At 61.0% G+C, this 18,941-nt stretch carries 19 protein-coding genes; 5 read left to right on the top strand and 14 right to left on the bottom strand.

Translation table 11 applies throughout. The features are described 5' to 3' along the window. The first annotated feature begins 24 nt into the window (after positions 1–24). Genes CI807_RS06805 through CI807_RS06795 form a run of 3 tightly spaced genes read left to right on the top strand, consistent with a single transcriptional unit; the run spans position 25 to position 2,528 of the window. Complete coding sequence (locus tag CI807_RS06805) at positions 25–1,032, top strand: methionine ABC transporter ATP-binding protein (RefSeq protein WP_095014136.1); 1,008 nt, start codon at positions 25–27, stop codon at positions 1,030–1,032. Further along, positions 1,032–1,706, top strand: a complete 675-nt coding sequence (locus tag CI807_RS06800; protein WP_095014135.1) for a methionine ABC transporter permease — start codon at positions 1,032–1,034, stop codon at positions 1,704–1,706. The genes CI807_RS06805 and CI807_RS06800 overlap by 1 nt, the downstream gene beginning before the upstream one ends. A gap of 51 nt (positions 1,707–1,757) precedes the next feature. Next, complete coding sequence (locus CI807_RS06795) at positions 1,758–2,528, top strand: MetQ/NlpA family ABC transporter substrate-binding protein (protein ID WP_028618642.1); 771 nt, start codon at positions 1,758–1,760, stop codon at positions 2,526–2,528. Positions 2,529–2,604: 76 nt separating this feature from the next. On the opposite strand, the gene CI807_RS06790 is transcribed toward CI807_RS06795, so the two are convergent. From CI807_RS06790 to CI807_RS06770, 5 genes are read right to left on the bottom strand one after another with little or no spacing between them, the layout of a single operon-like run. Further along, positions 2,605–3,240: an SCO family protein gene (locus CI807_RS06790; protein WP_095014134.1), complete on the bottom strand. Its 636-nt coding sequence runs from the start codon at positions 3,238–3,240 to the stop codon at positions 2,605–2,607. Beyond that, the gene (gene cyoE, locus CI807_RS06785; RefSeq protein WP_095014133.1) at positions 3,237–4,136 is read right to left on the bottom strand and encodes a heme o synthase; all 900 of its coding nucleotides are present in this window, start codon (positions 4,134–4,136) and stop codon (positions 3,237–3,239) included. The genes CI807_RS06790 and cyoE overlap by 4 nt, the downstream gene beginning before the upstream one ends. After that, positions 4,124–5,203, bottom strand: a complete 1,080-nt coding sequence (locus CI807_RS06780; RefSeq protein WP_095014132.1) for a heme A synthase — start codon at positions 5,201–5,203, stop codon at positions 4,124–4,126. Before CI807_RS06780 ends, cyoE begins: the two co-directional genes overlap by 13 nt. A gap of 10 nt (positions 5,204–5,213) precedes the next feature. Further along, positions 5,214–5,798, bottom strand: a complete 585-nt coding sequence (locus tag CI807_RS06775; protein ID WP_095014131.1) for a hypothetical protein — start codon at positions 5,796–5,798, stop codon at positions 5,214–5,216. Then, positions 5,764–6,528 (bottom strand): SURF1 family protein, encoded by a 765-nt coding sequence (locus CI807_RS06770; RefSeq protein ID WP_095014130.1) that lies wholly within the window; start codon positions 6,526–6,528, stop codon positions 5,764–5,766. Before CI807_RS06770 ends, CI807_RS06775 begins: the two co-directional genes overlap by 35 nt. A 28-nt stretch (positions 6,529–6,556) precedes the next feature. Between CI807_RS06770 and CI807_RS06765 the strand changes: the two genes are divergently transcribed. Next, the gene (locus CI807_RS06765) at positions 6,557–6,760 is read left to right on the top strand and encodes a twin transmembrane helix small protein (protein WP_016978774.1); all 204 of its coding nucleotides are present in this window, start codon (positions 6,557–6,559) and stop codon (positions 6,758–6,760) included. 6 nt (positions 6,761–6,766) lie between these two features. Here the strand turns inward: CI807_RS06765 and CI807_RS06760 are convergent, their stop codons facing one another. Genes CI807_RS06760 through coxB form a run of 4 tightly spaced genes read right to left on the bottom strand, consistent with a single transcriptional unit; the run spans position 6,767 to position 11,035 of the window. Continuing rightward, positions 6,767–7,654, bottom strand: a complete 888-nt coding sequence (locus tag CI807_RS06760) for a cytochrome c oxidase subunit 3 (protein WP_095014129.1) — start codon at positions 7,652–7,654, stop codon at positions 6,767–6,769. Between the two features lie 35 nt (positions 7,655–7,689). Further along, positions 7,690–8,241: a cytochrome c oxidase assembly protein gene (locus tag CI807_RS06755; RefSeq protein WP_033899210.1), complete on the bottom strand. Its 552-nt coding sequence runs from the start codon at positions 8,239–8,241 to the stop codon at positions 7,690–7,692. 21 nt (positions 8,242–8,262) lie between these two features. Continuing rightward, a complete protein-coding gene (gene ctaD / locus CI807_RS06750) occupies positions 8,263–9,849 on the bottom strand; it encodes a cytochrome c oxidase subunit I (protein WP_095014128.1) in 1,587 nt (528 codons plus the stop codon). Positions 9,850–9,907: 58 nt separating this feature from the next. Further along, positions 9,908–11,035 (bottom strand): cytochrome c oxidase subunit II, encoded by a 1,128-nt coding sequence (coxB, locus tag CI807_RS06745; protein ID WP_028618633.1) that lies wholly within the window; start codon positions 11,033–11,035, stop codon positions 9,908–9,910. Between the two features lie 367 nt (positions 11,036–11,402). Between coxB and CI807_RS06740 the strand changes: the two genes are divergently transcribed. Beyond that, positions 11,403–12,050: a hypothetical protein gene (locus CI807_RS06740; RefSeq protein ID WP_095014127.1), complete on the top strand. Its 648-nt coding sequence runs from the start codon at positions 11,403–11,405 to the stop codon at positions 12,048–12,050. A 68-nt stretch (positions 12,051–12,118) separates the two neighbouring features. Here CI807_RS06740 and CI807_RS06735 read toward each other — a convergent pair whose 3' ends face one another. The 5 genes from CI807_RS06735 to CI807_RS06715 form a co-directional block, all read right to left on the bottom strand. Next, positions 12,119–13,660: a SulP family inorganic anion transporter gene (locus tag CI807_RS06735; RefSeq protein ID WP_095014126.1), complete on the bottom strand. Its 1,542-nt coding sequence runs from the start codon at positions 13,658–13,660 to the stop codon at positions 12,119–12,121. A gap of 85 nt (positions 13,661–13,745) precedes the next feature. Then, the gene (locus tag CI807_RS06730; protein ID WP_095014125.1) at positions 13,746–14,477 is read right to left on the bottom strand and encodes a carbonic anhydrase; all 732 of its coding nucleotides are present in this window, start codon (positions 14,475–14,477) and stop codon (positions 13,746–13,748) included. Positions 14,478–14,705: 228 nt separating this feature from the next. After that, positions 14,706–15,764 carry a PA0069 family radical SAM protein gene (locus CI807_RS06725; protein WP_095014124.1) on the bottom strand — a complete coding sequence of 353 codons (1,059 nt, stop codon included), beginning with the start codon at positions 15,762–15,764 and terminating at the stop codon, positions 14,706–14,708. Between the two features lie 81 nt (positions 15,765–15,845). Then, positions 15,846–17,144: a cytochrome c gene (locus CI807_RS06720; protein WP_095014123.1), complete on the bottom strand. Its 1,299-nt coding sequence runs from the start codon at positions 17,142–17,144 to the stop codon at positions 15,846–15,848. A gap of 12 nt (positions 17,145–17,156) precedes the next feature. Beyond that, the gene (locus CI807_RS06715; protein ID WP_095014122.1) at positions 17,157–18,941 is read right to left on the bottom strand and encodes a GMC family oxidoreductase; all 1,785 of its coding nucleotides are present in this window, start codon (positions 18,939–18,941) and stop codon (positions 17,157–17,159) included.

The following is an 18,941-nucleotide window of genomic DNA, read 5'->3' as shown; positions in this document are numbered from 1 at the left end:
CATGCGCCCCACAAGGTTCGCTACGTGATCGAGTTTCAAAACGTCCATAAAACCTACCGCGTCGCCGGTAGGGACATTCCCGCGCTGCACCCCACCAGCCTGACCGTCGAGAACGGCCAGGTGTTTGGTCTGATCGGTCATTCCGGCGCGGGCAAAAGTACACTGCTGCGCCTGATCAACCGCCTCGAAGAACCGAGCGGCGGCAAGATCACGGTGGATGGCGAAGAAGTCACTGCCCTGGACGCCAACGGCCTGCGCCGTTTCCGCCAGCAGGTCGGGATGATCTTTCAGCACTTCAACCTGCTGGCGTCCAAGACCGTCGCCGACAACGTGGCACTGCCACTGACCCTGGCCGGCGAACTGTCGCGCAAGGACATTGACCTGCGTGTCGCTGAATTGCTCGCGCGCGTGGGCTTGTCGGACCACGCCAAGAAATACCCGGCGCAGTTGTCCGGTGGCCAGAAGCAACGTGTCGGCATCGCCCGCGCCCTGGCGACCAAGCCCAAGATCCTGCTGTGCGACGAAGCCACCAGCGCCCTCGACCCGCAGACCACCGCCTCGGTGCTGCAACTGCTCGCCGAGATCAACCGCGAGTTGAAGCTGACCATCGTGCTGATCACCCATGAAATGGACGTGATCCGCCGCGTTTGCGACCAGGTGGCAGTGATGGACGCTGGCGTGATCGTCGAACAAGGCTCGGTGGCCGACGTATTCCTGCACCCCAAGCACCCGACGACCAAGCGCTTCGTGCAAGAGTCCGAGCAGGTCGACGAAAACGAGCAACGCGATGATTTCGCCCACGTCCCGGGCCGTATTGTGCGCCTGACGTTCCAGGGCGAAGCGACCTACGCGCCGCTGCTGGGCACCGTCGCCCGCGAAACGGGTGTGGACTACAGCATCCTCGCTGGCCGTATCGACCGCATCAAAGACATCCCTTACGGGCAATTGACCCTCGCCGTCACCGGTGGTGACATGGAAGCCGCATTCGCGCGCTTCACCGCCGCTGACGTCCACATGGAGGTCCTGCGCTAATGGAGATCCTGTTGAGTTTCTTCGCCAATATCGACTGGTCTGAAATCTGGCTCGCCACCGGCGACACCATGACCATGCTGTTCGGTTCGCTGTTCTTCACCGTGGTGCTCGGCCTGCCGCTAGGCGTGCTGTTGTTCCTGACCAGCCCGCGTCAACTGTTCGAACAGAAAGGCCTGTACGCGCTGCTGTCGCTGATCGTGAACATACTGCGTTCGCTGCCGTTCATCATCCTGTTGATCGTGATGATTCCGTTCACCGTCCTGATCACCGGCACTTCGCTGGGCGTGGCGGGTGCGATTCCGCCGCTGGTCGTGGGCGCAACGCCATTCTTTGCGCGCCTGGTGGAGACCGCGCTGCGTGAAGTGGACCGCGGCATCATCGAAGCCACCCAGTCCATGGGCGCCAGCACGCGCCAGATCATCACCAACGCCTTGCTGCCCGAAGCCCGTCCTGGCATTTTCGCAGCGATTACGGTGACGGCGATTACACTGGTGTCCTACACGGCGATGGCCGGTGTGGTCGGTGCCGGTGGCTTGGGTGACCTGGCAATCCGTTTCGGTTACCAGCGTTTCCAGACCGATGTGATGGTGGTCACCGTGGTGATGCTGCTGATCCTGGTGCAAATTCTGCAAACCGTCGGCGACAAGCTGGTGGTGCACTTTTCTCGAAAATAACGGCCATTGCCGGCCGCACGCCGGTACATGCCCGAACAAGGAGCTTGTTGGATGAAAAAACTACTGGTTGCTTTCGCCGCCGTTGCCGCGTTTTCCGCCCACGCCGAGACCATCACGGTCGCTGCGTCGCCGGTGCCTCATGCGGAAATCCTGGAATTCGTGAAACCTGCCCTCGCCAAAGAAGGCGTAGACCTGCAGGTCAAAGTCTTCACCGACTACGTGCAGCCGAACGTACAAGTCGCTGAAAAGCGCTTGGACGCCAACTTCTTCCAGCACCAGCCGTACCTGGATGAGTTCAACAAGGCCAAGGGCACTCACCTGGTGAGCGTTGGCGCCGTGCACCTGGAACCCCTGGGCGCCTACTCCAGCAAGTACAAGAAGCTGGATGAGCTGCCAAGCGGCGCTAATGTCGTGATCCCGAACGACGCCACCAACGGCGGCCGCGCGCTGTTGCTGCTGGCCAAGAACGGCCTGATCACCCTGAAGGACCCGACCAACATCCTGTCGACCATCAAGGACATCACCGGTAACAGCAAAAACCTGAAATTCCGTGAACTGGAAGCCGCGACCCTGCCGCGCGTGCTGACCCAGGTCGACCTGGCGCTGATCAACACCAACTACGCGCTGGAAGCCAAGCTGGACCCGTCCAAGGACGCACTGGTCATCGAAGGCAGCGACTCGCCTTACGTGAACATCCTGGTGACCCGCGAAGACAACAAAGACTCGGACGCCGTGAAGAAGCTGGTTGCAGCCCTGCACACGCCTGAAGTGAAGAAGTTCATCGAAGAGAAGTACAAAGGCGCGATCAAGCCGGCGTTCTAACGCCCCGTACCCACTGTAGGAGCTGGCAAGCCGGCTCCTACAAGGGACGGTGTTGTTAGCAGTATAAGCGCAAGGCTTACGGTCGCTTCAACAACACCGGCAACTGCGCCACCAACTTCTGGTTGTTCAACGGCGCACGAATAAACCCACGCTGCGTCCCATCCGGCCCGATCAGCGCCAGGTTGCCGCTATGGTCGACGGTGTAGTTGGGCTTGCTGGTATCCGCCGGAATGAACGGAATGCTCACCGCATTCGAGACCTTCTGCACCTCCTCCACATTCGCACCGGTCAACCCGACAAACTGCGGATCAAAGTAACCCAGGTACTGCTTCAGCTGAGTCGGCGTATCCCGATGCGGATCGACGCTGACCAAAATCACCTGCAACTTATCCACAACGTCCTTGGGCAGCTCGCTCTTGATCTGGCGCAGTTGGGCGAGGGTGGTCGGGCAGATGTCCGGGCAGAAGGTGTAGCCGAAGAACAATAGGCTCCACTTGCCTTTCAATTCGTTGACCACCACCGGCTGGCCTTCCTGGTTGGTCATGGTCACCGGTGGCAACTGACGGCTTTGCGGCAACAGGATGATGCCGGCGTCGATCAAGGCAGTCGGGTCGCCCTGGCCCTTGCCCGAGAGCACTTTGTTAACGGTCAGGCCCATGATCAATGCCACCAGGGCCACCAGGATGAAGACAGTTTTTTGAGTTCGAGTCATAGGTTCAACAGTAGGTAGTGGTCGAGGAGCAGCGCGATAAACAGCAGCAGCAAGTACCAGATAGAGTACTTGAAGGTGTTGATCGCCGCGTGCGGCCGACCGCCACGGTACAACACCCAGGCCCATTGCAGAAAGCGCCCGCCCAATACCAGTGCACACGCCAGGTAAAGCAGGCCGCTCATGTGGATCACATAGGGCATCAGGCTCACTGCCAGCAGGGCGAAGGTGTAGAGCAGGATATGCACCTTGGTGTAATGCTCACCGTGAGTGACCGGCAACATCGGAATATCGGCCTTGGCGTATTCCTCCTTGCGGTGAATGGCCAGCGCCCAGAAGTGCGGCGGAGTCCAAGCGAAGATGATCAGCACCAGCAGCAGGGGCTCGGCGCTGATATGCCCGGTGACCGCGACCCAGCCCAGCAAGGGCGGCGCAGCACCAGCCAGGCCGCCGATGACAATATTCTGCGGCGTCGCCCGCTTGAGAAAACCGGTATAGATCACGGCGTAGCCGAGCAGCGAAGCCAAGGTTAGCCAAGCCGCCAATGGGTTGGTAAACGCCAGCAGCAGCGCCAATCCTGCAATAGCCAGAAACAATGCAAAAGCCAGCGCCGCCAGCGGCGACACACGCCCTTCCGCCAGCGGCCGCTTGTGGGTGCGCGCCATCACCGCGTCGATCCGCCGATCCACCACATGGTTCACCGCCGCCGCGCCGCCCGCACACAGGCCAATCCCCAGGTTGCCGAACACCAACACCGTCCACGGCACACCCGCACGGGTCGCCAGGAACATGCCCACCAATGAGGTGATGAGCATCAACACCACCACTTTCGGCTTGGTCAGCTCCAGGTAGTCACGCCAGATTGCCAGGCCGTGACGCGCGCCGATCAAGGTCGCCATGGCATCTCTCCTTTAAGGGTGATGAGGCCCGATACGTGTTTGCGTGGGATAAAACGCCAGCCGAACGGCAGTTGGTTGCGCACCCGGACCAAGCTGGTGCGGGCGTGGTAATTGACCAGCACCAGACTGAGCAACAACGCGGCGCCCCCGGCGTTATGGCTTACAGCCACTGCCAGCGGCAGCCCGAAAGCCACATTGCTCAGGCCCAGGCAGATTTGCGCGGCCAGGGCGACCAGCAATAAGCCCGCCAAACGCGTCATGCCCACCGCGCGCAATTGCCACGCCAGGCCCAGCAACACCAGGCTGACGATGACGGCGCCGATACGATGGGTCAGGTGGATGGCGGTGCGCGCTTCACTGTCCAACTGCCCGCCCAGGTAGTTGGGCCCGATGTGCTGGGTGAGATGAAATCCGTTGGCGAAATCCGCCGCCGGCCACCATTCACCATGGCACGTCGGCAAATCAACACAAGCCACCGCCGCGTAGTTGGAACTGACCCAGCCCCCCAGCGCGATCTGGCCGATCACCAGCACCAGGCCCGCCGTCGCCCAATATTGCAGGCGCTTGGGCACGATCAACGCGGGCAATACGCCGGACAAACGCAGGGTCAGCAGAAACAGCAGGCTCAAGGTCGCAAAGCCGCCCAATAAATGGCCCGTCACCACTTGAGGCCATAACTTCAATGTCACCGTCCACATGCCAAACGCCGCCTGGGCAAACACCACCGCCAGCAGGAACAGCGGCAGCTTCACCGGCTGGCCCGGATCACGCCGATGACTCCAGGAACGCGCGGCCAGCAACACAATCAGCAAGCCCAGGGTGCCAGCGAAGTAGCGGTGAGTCATCTCGGCCCAGCCCTTGTCGGCCTCCACCGGCGTATCGGGAAAATGCAGCTCGGCATGGGCCAACTGGGCTTCGGTCTTGGGCACGCTGATGAAGCCGTAGCAGCCCGGCCAATCCGGGCAACCCAGGCCCGCGTGGGTCAGGCGCGTATAGGCGCCGAGCACCACGACGATCAAAGCCAACAAGGTGGCAAACAACGCGAGGCGAAATCCAGGTTTGGCCATGACGGTGCCCTTATCCGATGTTCGACAGTTTCAGCAGGTGGCGCAGGTCGTTGAGCAAATCCTTGCCCTTGACCTTGGCGTCGTAACGCAACACCAGGTTGCCGTGGGGATCGACGATCCACAGTTGCGCGTCACCCGGCGCTGCGGCGTCTTTGCTGAAGGTCGACAGGTCCAGCGGGTAGCGTTGCAGTTGCGGGTATTCAACTTTCAGCTTGGTTTCATACTCCGCGCTCACCGGCTGCGCGCTGGCCAAGGCATGGCTGGCGCGGGAGGCATCACGGCCCAGGCTGATTTGCAGTTGGCGTGAGAGGTACACCAGTTGCTGGCAATCCGCCGCGCAGGCAGTGGGCGCGGTCACCAGCAGTTGCCAGCGCTGCTCGTCGGCCTGTACGCCAATATCGGCGCGGGTCTGGCCATTGCCGATCATCTCGCCGTGGTAGCTGCGGCTTTCCGGTACCCAGAACTGCAGCTTGTACATAAAGGTGGCCAGCGCCATCGGGCCGATCACCATCATCAGGATCAGGATCAACTGCCAGCGGCCTTTGCGCCGGTCCGGTGCTTCAGACATGTTGAGTGGATTCGTGGCCGCTCCCATGGGGCTTCTCCTTTTTGTTGTGCCATCCGAGGTAGAGGTAAAGCGCCAGCAACGCCAGCGACATGGCGAACCACTGCACGGCATACGCCAGGTGTTTTTCCGGGCCCATGGCGACGATCGGCCAGGTGGTTTCGTAGGTGCCGGGGCCGGCTTCGGCCCGCAACTCATAGGCGAAACCGTTGCGACCCAACTCGGCCCAGAGCGCGGCAGGGTGCAAGGCCGTGAGCAGGCGTGGCCATTGCGCGGTCGTGGGGTCCGGGTGCAACTGGAAAGTTTCGCCGGGAGCGACGTACACCCAGGCATCGAGATTCACCGGCTGATCCGGCGTGGTGAAGGCGGGTGGCGTGCGCCGATCCGGCCAGGGCAGCCAACCGCGATTGAGCAACAGCCACAGGCCACTGGCCTGGTCGTGGAAGGGTTGCAGCAGCTCTACGCCGGCCTTGCCGTCGCGCATGCGATTGTCGAGGAATACGCTGTGTTCGGCGTCGAATTGGCCGCGCAGACGAACGCGGCGGAAGGCCGGGTCCGCCATGTCGCTAAGTTGCGCGCTGCTGATCGGATCAGCCGCGCGCCGCTCGGCGTAGCTGTCCACCAGCAACTGTTTTTCATGGCCGCGAGACAACTGCCAGAACCCCAGGCCGACCATCAACGGCAGCAGCACCAACACCACCAATGTCGGTGCGATTCCCGGCCGAAAGCATTTTATGGCGCTGGCTATACTTGTTTTCATTGCCCGCCCATCCCGTTGGAGCCCGACCATGCTCAAAGCCGCTATTGCCCTGATGCTGATCGCGACCGTTGTGAGCCTGTTCAGTGGCTTGTTCTTCCTGGTCAAGGACGAGGGCAACTCCAATCGCCTCGTCACTGCCTTGACCGTGCGTGTCGTACTGGCCGTGATCACCGTGGCGCTGATCGCCTGGGGCTTTTTCAGCGGCCAACTGGTGTCTCATGCGCCGTGGTAAAGCGCTTCACAGCACATAGACGAAGAAATACAGGCCGATCCACACCACATCCACAAAGTGCCAATACCAACTGGCCGCCTCGAAACCGAACTGGTGCTCGGCATTGAAATGCCCCTTGAGGATGCGCATCAGCATCACGAACAGAATGATGGTGCCGATGGTGACGTGAGCGCCGTGGAACCCGGTGAGCATGAAGAACGTCGCGCCGTATACGCCGGAACCCAAGGTCAGGCCCAGCTCTTTATAGGCGTGGATGTATTCCTCGGCCTGAAACCCCAGGAACGCCAGGCCCAACAGCACAGTGATCGCCAGCCAGATTTTTAGCGCGCCACGATGGCCTTTACGCAGCGCGTGGTGGGCGATGGTGATGGTCACGCTGGAACTCACCAGCAGAATGGTGTTCACCAGCGGCAGGCCCCACGGGCTGATGGTGCCTTCCGGTGCCGGGTACATTTTCGGGTCAGGGTTGTTCAGCAACGGCCAGGCAAACTCGAAGTTCGGCCATAACATGTGCGCTACGCCCTTTGAACCTTCACCCGCCAGCCAGGGCGCCGACATATGCCGCACGTAAAACAGCGCACCGAAGAAGGCGATAAAGAACATCACCTCGGAAAAGATGAACCAGGTCATGCCCCAGCGGAACGAGCGGTCCATCTGCGAACTGTACAAACCGGCGCGGCTTTCCTTGATCACCGCGCCGAACCAGCCGAACAGCATGTAGGCCAATAACAGCCCGCCGACGAAAAAGATCCACGGGCCGTGGGATTCCGCCCGCGCGGCCTTGAGGTCGTTGAACCACAGACCCAGTCCGTACACCGTGATCAACAGGCCAAACGTGGCAATTATTGGCCATTTGCTTTGCGCTGGTACGTAGTACGTATCATGAGACGACATGTATTCGCTCTCCTGATTGAGGGGGCAAACAGTAGCTAGCCGCCGCTGTGGGCAGCCACCGGCGGTTGGCGCGCAGTGATATCAAACAGCGTGTACGCCAGGGTCAGATGCTTCACATCCTTGGGCATGTCGCGGTCGACAATGAAACGCACCGGCATCTCGATGCGCTGGCCCGGTTGCAGCACTTGCTGGGTGAAGCAAAAGCACTCGGTCTTGTGGAAGTACATCGCCGCTTCGGCGGGGGAAATACTGGGCACGGCCTGGGCCGTCATCGGCTTGTCGGTGGGGTTGTGGGCCACGAACAGCATCTCGGTCACCGCCCCCGGATTGACCACCACTTCGTCAGCCTTGGCGTAAAAATCCCAGACCATGTCGATGGCGTTGGTGGACAAAAACTGCACACGAACCTGGCGCGTGGGGTCGACGATCTGCTCGCCCTCGTATTGCCCGGCTGTCTTGCCGTTGATGCCGAACGCCTTGCACATCACGTCGTAGATCGGCACCAGCGCAAAGCCGAAGGCGAACATCGCCACCACCAGGATCAGCAGGCGGGTGACCAGGCGCTTGGTGGGCACGGACTCAGCCATGGCAGCCTCCCGTCATCCTGTTCATTTGACCTCCGGCGGCGTGGTGAAGGTGTGGTACGGCGCCGGCGAAGGGACGCTCCATTCCAGGCCTTCAGCGCCGTCCCAAGGCTTGGCCGGTGCGGGTGTACCGCCACGGATGCACTTGATCACAATGAACAGGAAGAAGATCTGCGTGGCGCCGAACATGAACGCGCCAATCGACGAGACCATGTTGAAATCGGCGAACTGCAAGTTGTAGTCCGGCACCCGCCTCGGCATCCCCGCCAGCCCGACGAAGTGCATCGGGAAAAACGCCATGTTCATGCCCACGAAGGACAGCCAGAAGTGCAGCTTGCCCAGGGTTTCGTCGTACATGTGGCCGGTCCATTTCGGCAGCCAGTAGTAGGCCGAGGCAAAGATGCCGAAGATCGCGCCAGGCACCAGTACGTAATGGAAATGCGCCACCACGAAATAGGTGTCGTGGTACTGGAAATCCGCCGGTGCAATCGCCAGCATCAGCCCGGAAAAGCCGCCGATGGTGAACAAGATCACAAAGGCCACGGCAAACAGCATCGGCGTCTCGAAGGTCAGCGAGCCTTGCCACATGGTGCTGACCCAGTTGAACACCTTCACCCCCGTGGGCACGGCGATCAGCAGCGTCGCGTACATGAAGAACAACTCGCCCACCAGCGGAATGCCCACCACGAACATGTGGTGCGCCCACACGATGAACGACAAAAACGCGATGCTCGCCGTGGCGTAGACCATCGAGGTGTAGCCGAACAGCGGCTTGCGCGAGAAGGTAGGGATGATCGAGCTGACGGCGCCGAAGGCCGGCAGGATCATGATGTACACCTCAGGGTGACCGAAGAACCAGAACACGTGCTGGAACAATACCGGGTCACCGCCGCCGGCTGCACTGAAGAAGCTGGTGCCGAAGTGGATGTCCATCAGCATCATGGTCACGCAACCCGCCAGCACCGGCATCACCGCGATCAGCAGGAACGCGGTGATCAGCCACGTCCACACGAACAACGGCATTTTCATCAAGGTCATGCCGGGCGCACGCAGGTTGAGAATGGTGGCGACCACGTTGATCGCGCCCATGATCGAACTGATGCCCATCAAGTGGATCGCGAAAATAAAGAACGTCACGCTTTCCGGCGCGTAGGTGGTGGAGAGCGGCGCGTAGAAGGTCCAGCCGAAGTTCGGCCCGCCACCGGGCGTGAACAGCGTCGAGACCAGCAGCAGGAACGCTGCCGGCAACAGCCAGAAGCTGAAGTTGTTCATGCGCGGCAGGGCCATGTCGGGCGCGCCGATCATCAGCGGGATCATCCAGTTGGCCAGGCCGACGAACGCCGGCATCACCGCGCCGAACACCATGATCAACCCGTGCATGGTGGTCATCTGGTTGAAGAAGGCCGGCTGCACAATCTGCAGACCGGGCTGGAACAACTCGGCGCGGATCACCATGGCGAACGAGCCGCCGAGCAGGAACATGGCAAAGGCGAACCACAGGTACATGGTGCCGATGTCTTTGTGGTTGGTGGTCAGCACCCAGCGCATCAACCCCTTGGCGGGGCCGTGGGCATGGTCGGCGTGACCATGGTCATCGATCACAGCGCTCATGGCCGTTCTCCTGCAAGCGGGTGGGCGGGGCGGGTCGAGGTAAACGCCTTGAGAGAGGTCATTTGCTTTCCGCCTGCTTGATGGCCAGCACGTCTTTAGGCGTGACCATGTCGCCTTTGTTGTTGCCCCAGGCATTGCGCTCGTAGGTCACCACGGCGGCGATATCCACTTCGGAGAGCTGCTTGCCGAAGGCCGCCATCGCGGTGCCGGGCTTGCCGTGGTAGACAATACTCAGGTGGTCTGCCGCAGGGCCGGTGGCGATCTTCGAACCCTTGAGCGCCGGGAACATCGGCGGCAAGCCCTGGCCTTCGGCCTGGTGACAGGCCACGCAGGTGGTGTGGTAGACCTTGTCGCCACGCGCCACCAGCTCTTCCAGCGTCCACTCTTTGGAGGTCAGCTCCTTGAGCTTGGCGGCCTCTGCCTTGCGCTCGCCGAGCCAGGTCTCGTAGTCGGCCTTGGACTTGACCTCGACCACAATGGGCATGAAGCCGTGGTCCTTGCCGCACAGTTCGGCGCACTGGCCACGATAGATGCCGGGTTTCTCAACGCGGGTCCAGGCCTCGTTGACGAAGCCGGGAATGGCGTCGCGCTTGACCGCAAAGGCCGGCACCCACCAGGAGTGGATCACGTCGGCGGCCGTCACCAGAAAACGCACCTTGGCGCCCACCGGCAGCACCAGCGGCTGGTCGACTTCCAGCAGATAATGTTCGCCCTTGGTGGCCTGGTTATGGATCTGCTCGGCGGGCGTGGCCAGGTTGCTGAAGAACTCCACGTCCTGGCCCAGGTATTTGTAATGCCACTTCCACTGGTAGCCGGTGACCTGGATATCGATATCCGACTCACTGCTGTCGTAGATATTGATCAGGGTCTTGGTGGCTGGAATGGCCATCGCGATCAGGATCAGCAAGGGCACGACCGTCCAGAGGATTTCCACGGTGGTGCTCTCGTGGAACTTGGCCGCGACCTGACCCGTGGACCGGCGATGAACGATCATCGACCAGAACATCGCGCCAAACACGATGATGCCGATCACCACACAGATCCAGAAAATGGTCATGTGCAGGTCGAACACAGCGTGACTGACTTCTGTCGCCCCTGGCGCCATATTCGTTGTCCAGGCGGCATGTGCCTGGCCGAATACTGACCACAACAGGAGGCCCATCCAAACGTGTGGATGTCGCATCATTGCGGGTTCCCCTTATCGTTCTTGTTATCCCGCCGGTTTGCACCTGCGTCGAAGGGAGCGGCTTCCATACTGCTTACAACCGCCTGGCCTTGCCTGCTTATGCAGTCTGGCGTCATCAGCTAATCGCGTACAAATCCGAGTATAGACAGGCTCTGCAACCCCGCAATGTGTAGGGGCAAATGAGTAGAAATGGCCGGTCGGGACTAATAAAACCGGGGGCGGAATCGTTTATCCGACGAACGATGGCAATTCGATATAACGCGCGCGCATAACCATGAAATAATTATGACAAATGCGTCTTAGGCGCTCGTATAAACGAGCTACCTTATCCTCTCCCTTTTCCTACGCCTGCATCACTGGAGCTTTCATGAACACCGCCGCATTGCGCGAGCAGATTTCCCGTGCCCATCAACACGAAGCCAGCACGGGCCAGCTTGCCCAGCAACTGGAAAAACAATTGCCGCACCTGCATTCGGCCATTTCCCTGGCTGACGGTGATCGCAACATTGTCATGACCCGCTTTGTCAGCGCCTACATCGACCTCGTCCCGGATTTGCTGGACGCCGCCAATGACGTGGCCCGCGAGGCCGGTATCGAGAGCCAGATCAAGCCGGTGCTGAAGATTGCCGAGCATTTCTTCCTGCAACCACCCGCGATCCTGGCCGGCCACGAAGGGCTCGACGGCCTGCTGGACGAGGCTTACCTGGCTCATCGGTTGGTTGAAGAGGTGAATGATCTGTACATCAAGCACTTTGGCCAGCCGTTGATTCCGGCCGACACTACCGTGGCCAATGTCATCGCCCACCAGCTGATCGGCGAGACCTTCGCCAACCAACTGGATGAAGCAGTGCATCACGCGGTGGATGAAATGCTCAACGAAGACAGCTTTGCGCTGGAGTCGGTGGAGGCTTATCGCGAGACACTCAAGAGCCCGAATACGGAAGCGGCGTGGAAGCGCTGGCCGTGCCTGTCGCGGCAGTTGGGGGTTGAGTTGGCGTTGGATCAGCCGGCTTAATTTCCTGGGTCGCAAACGATCAAATGTGGGAGCCGGGATTGCCCGGCTCCCACAGGGTTGCTTGCTGGTTAGGCTGGCGCGGAACCTATCCCCGTCGTCATCCTGACCCGACCTTCCAGCCTTCGCTTCAACCCACGCGCCTCGATCACCAGCGTCGAGCCCTTGGCCGCATTGGCTCGCCCCCATTCCTCCAGCAGCTCCAGGCAGGAATGGTCGATGTAACTCAGGTTGCTCAACGGCACATGCAAGGTCGTCCCCGCCGGCACCGCCGACAGCACCTGGGTCAGCGCCGGCACTTTCAGGAAAGTCGCCGCACCCGTCAGACGCAGCTCCATTTCGCCCTCCTGGGGCAAGTCGATCAGGCTGACCTTGAGCCGGGACGCCTTGAACGCCAGCTTGACCAGCGTCAATCCGAAGCCCACCAGCACGCCGGTCAGCAGGTCGGTAAAGATGATCGCCAACGCCGTGGCCGCGTAGGTAAACATCGGCATCCGCCCATAACGCCCCAGTGCCTTGAACGCCTTGATATCCACCAGCTTGATCCCGGTGTACACCAGCACACCCGCCAGGCTCGCCACCGGAATGCTTTGCAGCACACTCGACAGCAACAGCACGAACGCCAGCAGCCACAGGCCGTGGAACATCGCCGACAGACGGGTGGTCGCACCGGCCTGCACATTGGCCGAGCTGCGCACGATCACACCGGTCATCGGCAAGGCGCCGACCAAACCACAGAGCATGTTGCCTACACCTTGGGCGGACAATTCCTTATCGAAATCAGAACGCTGACCACTGTGCATGCGGTCGACCGCAGCAGCGGAAAGCAGGGTTTCGGCGCTCGCAATAAACGCCACGGCAAAGGCGGCGATCAGCAGTTGAGGGTCGGCGAGGTTGAGCAGGTCGCTGGGGCGCAGCCAGTCAATGGCATCTGCGAGATTTTCCGGGACTTCCACGCGCTTGACCTGCAGCGCCAGCACCAGGCTGACCACGGTAGTCAGGCCCACACCCAACAAGGCCCCCGGCACAAAGCGCAGGCGTTGCGGGCGTAATTTGTCCCAGGCGTACATCACCAGCATCGTCGACAAGCCGAGCAATCCCGCCTGCCAGCCCAGGCCACCGCCCAGGGTTGGGATCGCCTCGGCCAACGCCGCCGGGAACCCCGCCAGGTTATCCAGCCCGGAAGGCTTGGGCGCGCCGTCGAGCATCACGTGAATCTGGGATAGCACAATCAACACGCCAATCCCCGCCAGCATGCCGTACACCACCGCCGGCGCCGTGACGCGGAACCAGCAGCCCAGGCGCAACCGCCCGGCCACCAGTTGCAGGAAGCCCGCCAGCAACAGGATCGGCCCCAGCATCAGCATGCCGTGCTGGCGCACCAGCTCGAACACCAGCACCGCCAAGCCCGCCGCCGGACCACTGACCTGCAGCGGCGAGCCCGCCAGCCAACCCACCACCAGGCCACCGATGATCCCGGTGATCAGACCTTTTGCCGGCGGCATGCCAGAGGCAATCGCGATCCCCATGCACAGGGGCAGGGCGACCAGAAACACAACCACGGAAGCCAGCAGCTCCCGTGGCAGTACAGCTTTCAATTGAGCAGCACGCATGATGACTCTCCCGAGGCATTCGCCGGGCGCGGCAAAGCCTGGCTGCGTCCATGGCAGCCACCGCTTTACCCGGCAGGGAAGTGTTTTAGAAGCGCGCTTTAGGCGTCGCGGAAGGAATCGGCCCGTCGCCGCTCAACGAGCGGAACGCTGACTGGTCCGCATCGTAGGCCCGGATTTCACTGGTCTCGATGTTGTAGATCCAGCCATGGATAAACAGCTGACCATTGGCCATGCGCGAAGCCACGGAAGGGTGGGTGCGCAAGTGTTGCAACTGGGCGATGACGTTTTCTTCAGTCAGCACCTTCATGCTCTCGCCTTCATTGGCACAGTCGCAGTTGTCCTCGACCATGGACCTTGCGACCTCGGCGTGCCGCAGCCAGGCCCTGACTGTTGGCATCTTCTCCAGGCTGGCGGGGTTGAGTACCGCACGCATGGCGCCGCAATCGGAGTGTCCGCAGACAATGATGTGCTGCACGCCCAGGGCCAGTACCGCGTACTCGATAGCCGTGGACACACCGCCGTTCATCTGGCCGTAAGGCGGCACCACGTTACCGACATTACGCGTCACGAACAGGTCGCCAGGCGAACTCTGGGTGATCAGCTCGGGCACGATGCGCGAGTCGGCGCACGTGATGAACATCGCACGCGGGCTTTGGGCCGTGGCGAGTTTCTTGAAGAGTTCTTCCTGCTGGGGGAAGACGTCGTGATGGAAATGCAAAAAACCGTCAACAATATGCTGCAGCGCTGCATCGGCGGTTTCAGCCACCGGAGAGGCAGAAGCCGACGCAGCCAACGGCTGTTTATCCTTGTCACTCATGATTCATCCTCTTGATTAATGCAGGGGGAGTGTTCAGGTCAGTTCGACGCCGGGCCAGGAGAACAGTTGCAAACACCTCAAAACCGAGCCATCGACTCATCAGTCACTCGCTGAACAAGGTAACCGTCGAAACTTAACTCAAACTGAATGAACCGCTCTAGATCGGGGGTTTCGGTGATGTCAAAACGCGACCATTCCTACAAGAGATTCGCGCTTCACCTCTTCAGTCTACAACAAAGCCATCTGTCTGCCCGGCGGGCAAAAGGCCGTGCAATCCAGATTGAAACCTTCCCGTCGATCGAGCCCCAGGCGCTTGATCGCTTTGCTGAAGCGCTGGGCCAGCAAATCGGCAAACGGTCCTTCACCGCGCATGCGTACGCCGAAGCGACTGTCATACACCTCACCGCCACGCACCTGGCGCACCAAACTCATCACATGGGCCGCGCGCTGCGGGTAGTGCGCCGCCAGCCACTCCTCGAACAGCGGTGCCACCTCCAGCGGCAAGCGCAGCATCATGTACGCCGCGCTTTGCGCGCCCGCAGCATGGGCCTCGGTCAGCAGGCTCTCCAATTCGCTGTCGTTGATCATCGGGATCATCGGCGAACACAGCACGCCCACCGGAATCCCCGCCTCACGCATCACCCGAATCGCCCGCAACCGCGCCTTGGGTGCTGCCGTGCGTGGTTCCAGGATGCGCTTGAGTTCATCGTCCAGGCTGGTGAGGCTGATCATCACCGCCACCAATCGCTGGCGCGCCAACTCGGTGAGCAGGTCCAGGTCTCGCAGAATCAGCGAGCCCTTGGTGATGATGGTCACCGGGTGTCGATAGCGCAGCAGCACCTCGAGGGTTTGCCGGGTAATCCTGTACTCGCGCTCGATCGGCTGGTACGGGTCGGTATTGGAGCCCAGGTTGATCGGCGCGCACACGTAACCTGGCTTCGAAAGCTGCTGCTCCAACACGTGCGCGGCGTTGGTCTTGGCGATCAGTTTGGTTTCGAAATCCAACCCCGGCGACATGTCCCAATAGGCATGGCTGGGCCGTGCGTAGCAGTAGATACAGCCATGCTCGCAGCCACGATAAGGGTTGATGGAGCGATCGAACGGCAAGTCCGGCGAGTTGTTACGGGTGATGATGCTCTTGGCCGTCTCGATACGCACTTCGGTGCCCTGGGTCGGTGGCACTTCCTGAAACCAGCCATCATCCTCGGCGACGCTCACCGTAGGCGCAAAGCGGTTATGCAGGTTGGTGGCCGTGCCCCGGCCACGGGGCGGCAGCGGAGTAGACATGAAAGCGCCTCGATACTGTTTTTATATACAGTATCGAGGCATGAGGGTTCTGACCAGTGCCGTTTGGCGGTCAGGCAAGCCTCAGTGCTTCTGCGTCACTTGCCCCAAGTCATCGCCGGAGGTGGTGCGCATATCGTTGTGGCGCAGGTCCCTCACATCGCTGGCCTTCACCGGCGCGCCCTGATTGCCCCAACTGCCTCGGATGAAACTGACCACATCCGCCACTTCCTGGTCCGACAGACGCCAGGCGAACGCCGGCATGGTGAAGGTCGACGGTGCCGCGTGGGTCGCCGGCAAAGTGCCGCCGTTCAACACGATGTTGATCAACGACGTGGCATCCGCCGTTTGCAACACTGGGTTGCCCGCCAGCGCCGGAAACACCCGCGTGTAGCCATGGCCGTCGGTACGGTGGCAAGCCGCGCAGTTGTCGATATACACCGAGGCGCCGCGCTGGCTGTCATCGCCTTTCCACAACGCCTCGGCCGCTTGCTTGTCGTACTGATGCGGCTGATCCTCGGGATCCACCGCCGGCAGGCTCTTGAGGTAACGGGCGATAGCGGTCAGGTCATTTTCCGACATGTACTGCATGCTGTGGACGACCACGTCGCTCATGCCACCAAACACCGCGCTGCGGTCACTGCGGCCGGTCTTGAGGAACTGCACCAGTTGTTCCTCGCTCCAGCTGCCGAGGCCATCCTTGTGGTCACCGCGCAGGCTCTTGGCGATCCAACCTTCCAGCGGCGCGCTGCCGGACAGGAAGGCGTTTCCGTCAGTGGCACTCAGGGCTTTTTCCTGCATGGTCAGCGCCCGTGGCGTGTGGCACGCACCGCAATGGCCAAGGCCTTCCACCAGGTAGGCGCCCCGGCTGATCACCGGGTCGGCCGCGGCTTGGGCCTGATGCTCCTCGACTGAAGGCGCAAACATCCAGCGCCATGCCGCCAACGGCCAGCGCATGCTCAAAGGCCACGGAATGTCGCTGTCCTTGTTCTCCTGGGCTACGGGCTCGACACCTTTCATGAAGTACGCATATAGCGCCTGCATATCGCTGTCGCTGACGCGTGCGTAAGACGGGTAGGGCATCGCCGGGTAAAGCGTAATGCCGCCCTTGGCGACGCCATGGCGCACGGCCTTGTCGAAGTCTTCGAAGCTGTAGTCGCCCAGGCCGGTCTTGTCCGGGGTGATGTTGGTGGAATAGATCACGCCAATCGGGGTTTCCATCGGCAGGCCGCCGGCAAAGGGTTTACCACCTTTGGCCGTGTGGCAAGCCACGCAGTCACCCGCGCGGGCCAGGTATTCACCTTGCTTGATCAAGTCCGTTTCAGCGGCGCTGACAGAGCAGCTGCTGAAGAGCGCGAAGGTCGCGATAACAAGTGCTTTCATGGTCATCGCTCCTTATGCCTGAACCAGTGGGCCGGGGTTTTTCAGATACTGCTCACGGATTGCCCGCGCCGACCAGTAGGTCAACGCCGCCACCAAGCCTGTAGGGTTGTAGCCCAAACCTTGTGGGAAAGCGGATGCGCCTGGGACAAACACGTTGTGTACATCCCAGCACTGCAGGTAGCGATTCAACGCACTGGTTTTCGGATCGGTGCCCATGATCGCGCCACCGTTCAAGTGGGTGGTCTGGTACGACGCCGTGTTGAAGTGCTCGCCGACTTTTTTGCCGAGCACAGCAATGGCCTTGGGGTTCATCGCCTCAGCGACCTTGCCCATTTTCTCGACCATGAAGCGGTTCATCTTGATGTCGTTTTCCTGCCAATCAAACGTCATCCGCAGCAAGGGCTGGCCGTAGGCATCGCGGTACACCGGGTCCAGATCCAGGTAGTTACCCCGGTAGGACTGATGGGCACCGTGGGCATCCATCGACACCTGGTGGGTGTAGTAATCGGCGGTGGCGCGCTTCCAGGCACTGCCCCAGGCCGGAGTGCCCGGCGGGTTGGACGTACCGGCAATCGGTCGGCTGCCAGCCTGGTTGACCCACATCGGCGAACCGCCCACAAAGCCATGGGGCCCGTGGTCGAAGTTGTCGGCGTTGAAGTCATCAATGGCCACGCCGTTGCCACCCGCACCGATGAAGTTGTTGGTGTGAGTGTCTTTGTCGAAGAACGCCTTGATGGTCGCCATGTTCTGGTAGGCGAAGTTTCTGCCCACCACGCCCTCGTTGGTGATTGGATCGTACGGCTTGCCGATACCGGAGAGCAGCATCAAGCGCACGTTGTGAAACTGGAACGCACCGAGGATCACCAAGTCCGCCGGTTGCTCGCATTCACGGCCCTGGGCGTCGATGTAAGTCACGCCAGTGGCCTTGCTCTTGGTGCTGTCGAGGTTGACCTTGAGCACGTGGGCATTGGGCCGCAGTTCAAAGTTCGGCACCTGACGTAACGCCGGCAGAATGTTCACATTCGGCGATGCCTTGGAGTACATGTAGCACACGTAGCCGCTGCAAAAACCGCAGAAGTTGCACGGTCCCATCTGCGCGCCATAGGGGTTGGTGTATGGCCCCGAGGTGTTGGCAGACGGCAGGTTGTAGGGTTTGTAACCGACGCTGGCAGCCGCTTTCTGAAACAGCTGTGCGGAGACGGTGTTTTTCTGCGATTCCAACGGGAACGGGTTAGAGCGGTCCGGCGCATACGGGTTACCGCCACGGCCTTCGCCGACCAGTTGGCCTTTCACGGTCCAGGCTTGCCCAGAGGTGCCGAAGACTTTTTCCGCGTAGTCGAAAAACGGCTCCAGCTCTTCATAGCTCACGCCGAAGTCCTGGATGGTCATGTCCTTGGGAATGAAGTGCTTGCCGTAGCGCTCTTCATAATGGCTGCGCATGCGCAACTCGATCGGGTCGACTCGAAAATGCACGCCGGACCAATGCAGGCCAGCGCCGCCCACGCCATTACCCGGCAGGAACGCACCCAACTGACGGTTGGGCAGGGCAACGTCATTCACGCTATGGCGAATGGTCACTGTCTCCTTGGAGATATCCTGGAAGAGTTTCTTACGCACGCTGTAGGTCAATTCGTCGATGACCTGGGGATAGTTGCCGTCCGGGTAAGTGTCCTGCATCGGGCCGCGCTCCAGCGCTACCACGTTGAGGCCCGCCTCCGTCAGCTCCTTAGCCATGATCGCGCCGGTCCAGCCGAAGCCTACGATTACTGCATCCACTTTCTTCATGATGGTCGCCAC

Source organism: Pseudomonas sp. NS1(2017) (assembly GCF_002269425.1).
GTDB classification, from domain to species: Bacteria; Pseudomonadota; Gammaproteobacteria; order Pseudomonadales; family Pseudomonadaceae; genus Aquipseudomonas; species Aquipseudomonas reactans.
Note: the sequence above shows the minus strand (reverse complement) of the source record. Positions and strands in the feature narration are given on the sequence as shown.

Bases quoted from the DNA above. Each gene is read 5' to 3' on its own strand.
- CI807_RS06800 (WP_095014135.1), top strand. From the start codon at position 1,032: ATGGAGATCCTGTTGAGTTTCTTCGCCAATATCGACTGGTCTGAAATC.
- CI807_RS06795 (WP_028618642.1), top strand. From the start codon at position 1,758: ATGAAAAAACTACTGGTTGCTTTCGCCGCCGTTGCCGCGTTTTCCGCC.
- CI807_RS06790 (WP_095014134.1), bottom strand. From the start codon at position 3,240: ATGACTCGAACTCAAAAAACTGTCTTCATCCTGGTGGCCCTGGTGGCA.
- cyoE (WP_095014133.1), bottom strand. From the start codon at position 4,136: ATGGCGACCTTGATCGGCGCGCGTCACGGCCTGGCAATCTGGCGTGAC.
- CI807_RS06780 (WP_095014132.1), bottom strand. From the start codon at position 5,203: ATGGCCAAACCTGGATTTCGCCTCGCGTTGTTTGCCACCTTGTTGGCT.
- CI807_RS06775 (WP_095014131.1), bottom strand. From the start codon at position 5,798: ATGGGAGCGGCCACGAATCCACTCAACATGTCTGAAGCACCGGACCGG.
- CI807_RS06770 (WP_095014130.1), bottom strand. From the start codon at position 6,528: ATGAAAACAAGTATAGCCAGCGCCATAAAATGCTTTCGGCCGGGAATC.
- CI807_RS06765 (WP_016978774.1), top strand. From the start codon at position 6,557: ATGCTCAAAGCCGCTATTGCCCTGATGCTGATCGCGACCGTTGTGAGC.
- CI807_RS06760 (WP_095014129.1), bottom strand. From the start codon at position 7,654: ATGTCGTCTCATGATACGTACTACGTACCAGCGCAAAGCAAATGGCCA.
- CI807_RS06755 (WP_033899210.1), bottom strand. From the start codon at position 8,241: ATGGCTGAGTCCGTGCCCACCAAGCGCCTGGTCACCCGCCTGCTGATC.
- ctaD (WP_095014128.1), bottom strand. From the start codon at position 9,849: ATGAGCGCTGTGATCGATGACCATGGTCACGCCGACCATGCCCACGGC.
- coxB (WP_028618633.1), bottom strand. From the start codon at position 11,035: ATGATGCGACATCCACACGTTTGGATGGGCCTCCTGTTGTGGTCAGTA.
- CI807_RS06740 (WP_095014127.1), top strand. From the start codon at position 11,403: ATGAACACCGCCGCATTGCGCGAGCAGATTTCCCGTGCCCATCAACAC.
- CI807_RS06735 (WP_095014126.1), bottom strand. From the start codon at position 13,660: ATGCGTGCTGCTCAATTGAAAGCTGTACTGCCACGGGAGCTGCTGGCT.
- CI807_RS06730 (WP_095014125.1), bottom strand. From the start codon at position 14,477: ATGAGTGACAAGGATAAACAGCCGTTGGCTGCGTCGGCTTCTGCCTCT.
- CI807_RS06725 (WP_095014124.1), bottom strand. From the start codon at position 15,764: ATGTCTACTCCGCTGCCGCCCCGTGGCCGGGGCACGGCCACCAACCTG.
- CI807_RS06720 (WP_095014123.1), bottom strand. From the start codon at position 17,144: ATGAAAGCACTTGTTATCGCGACCTTCGCGCTCTTCAGCAGCTGCTCT.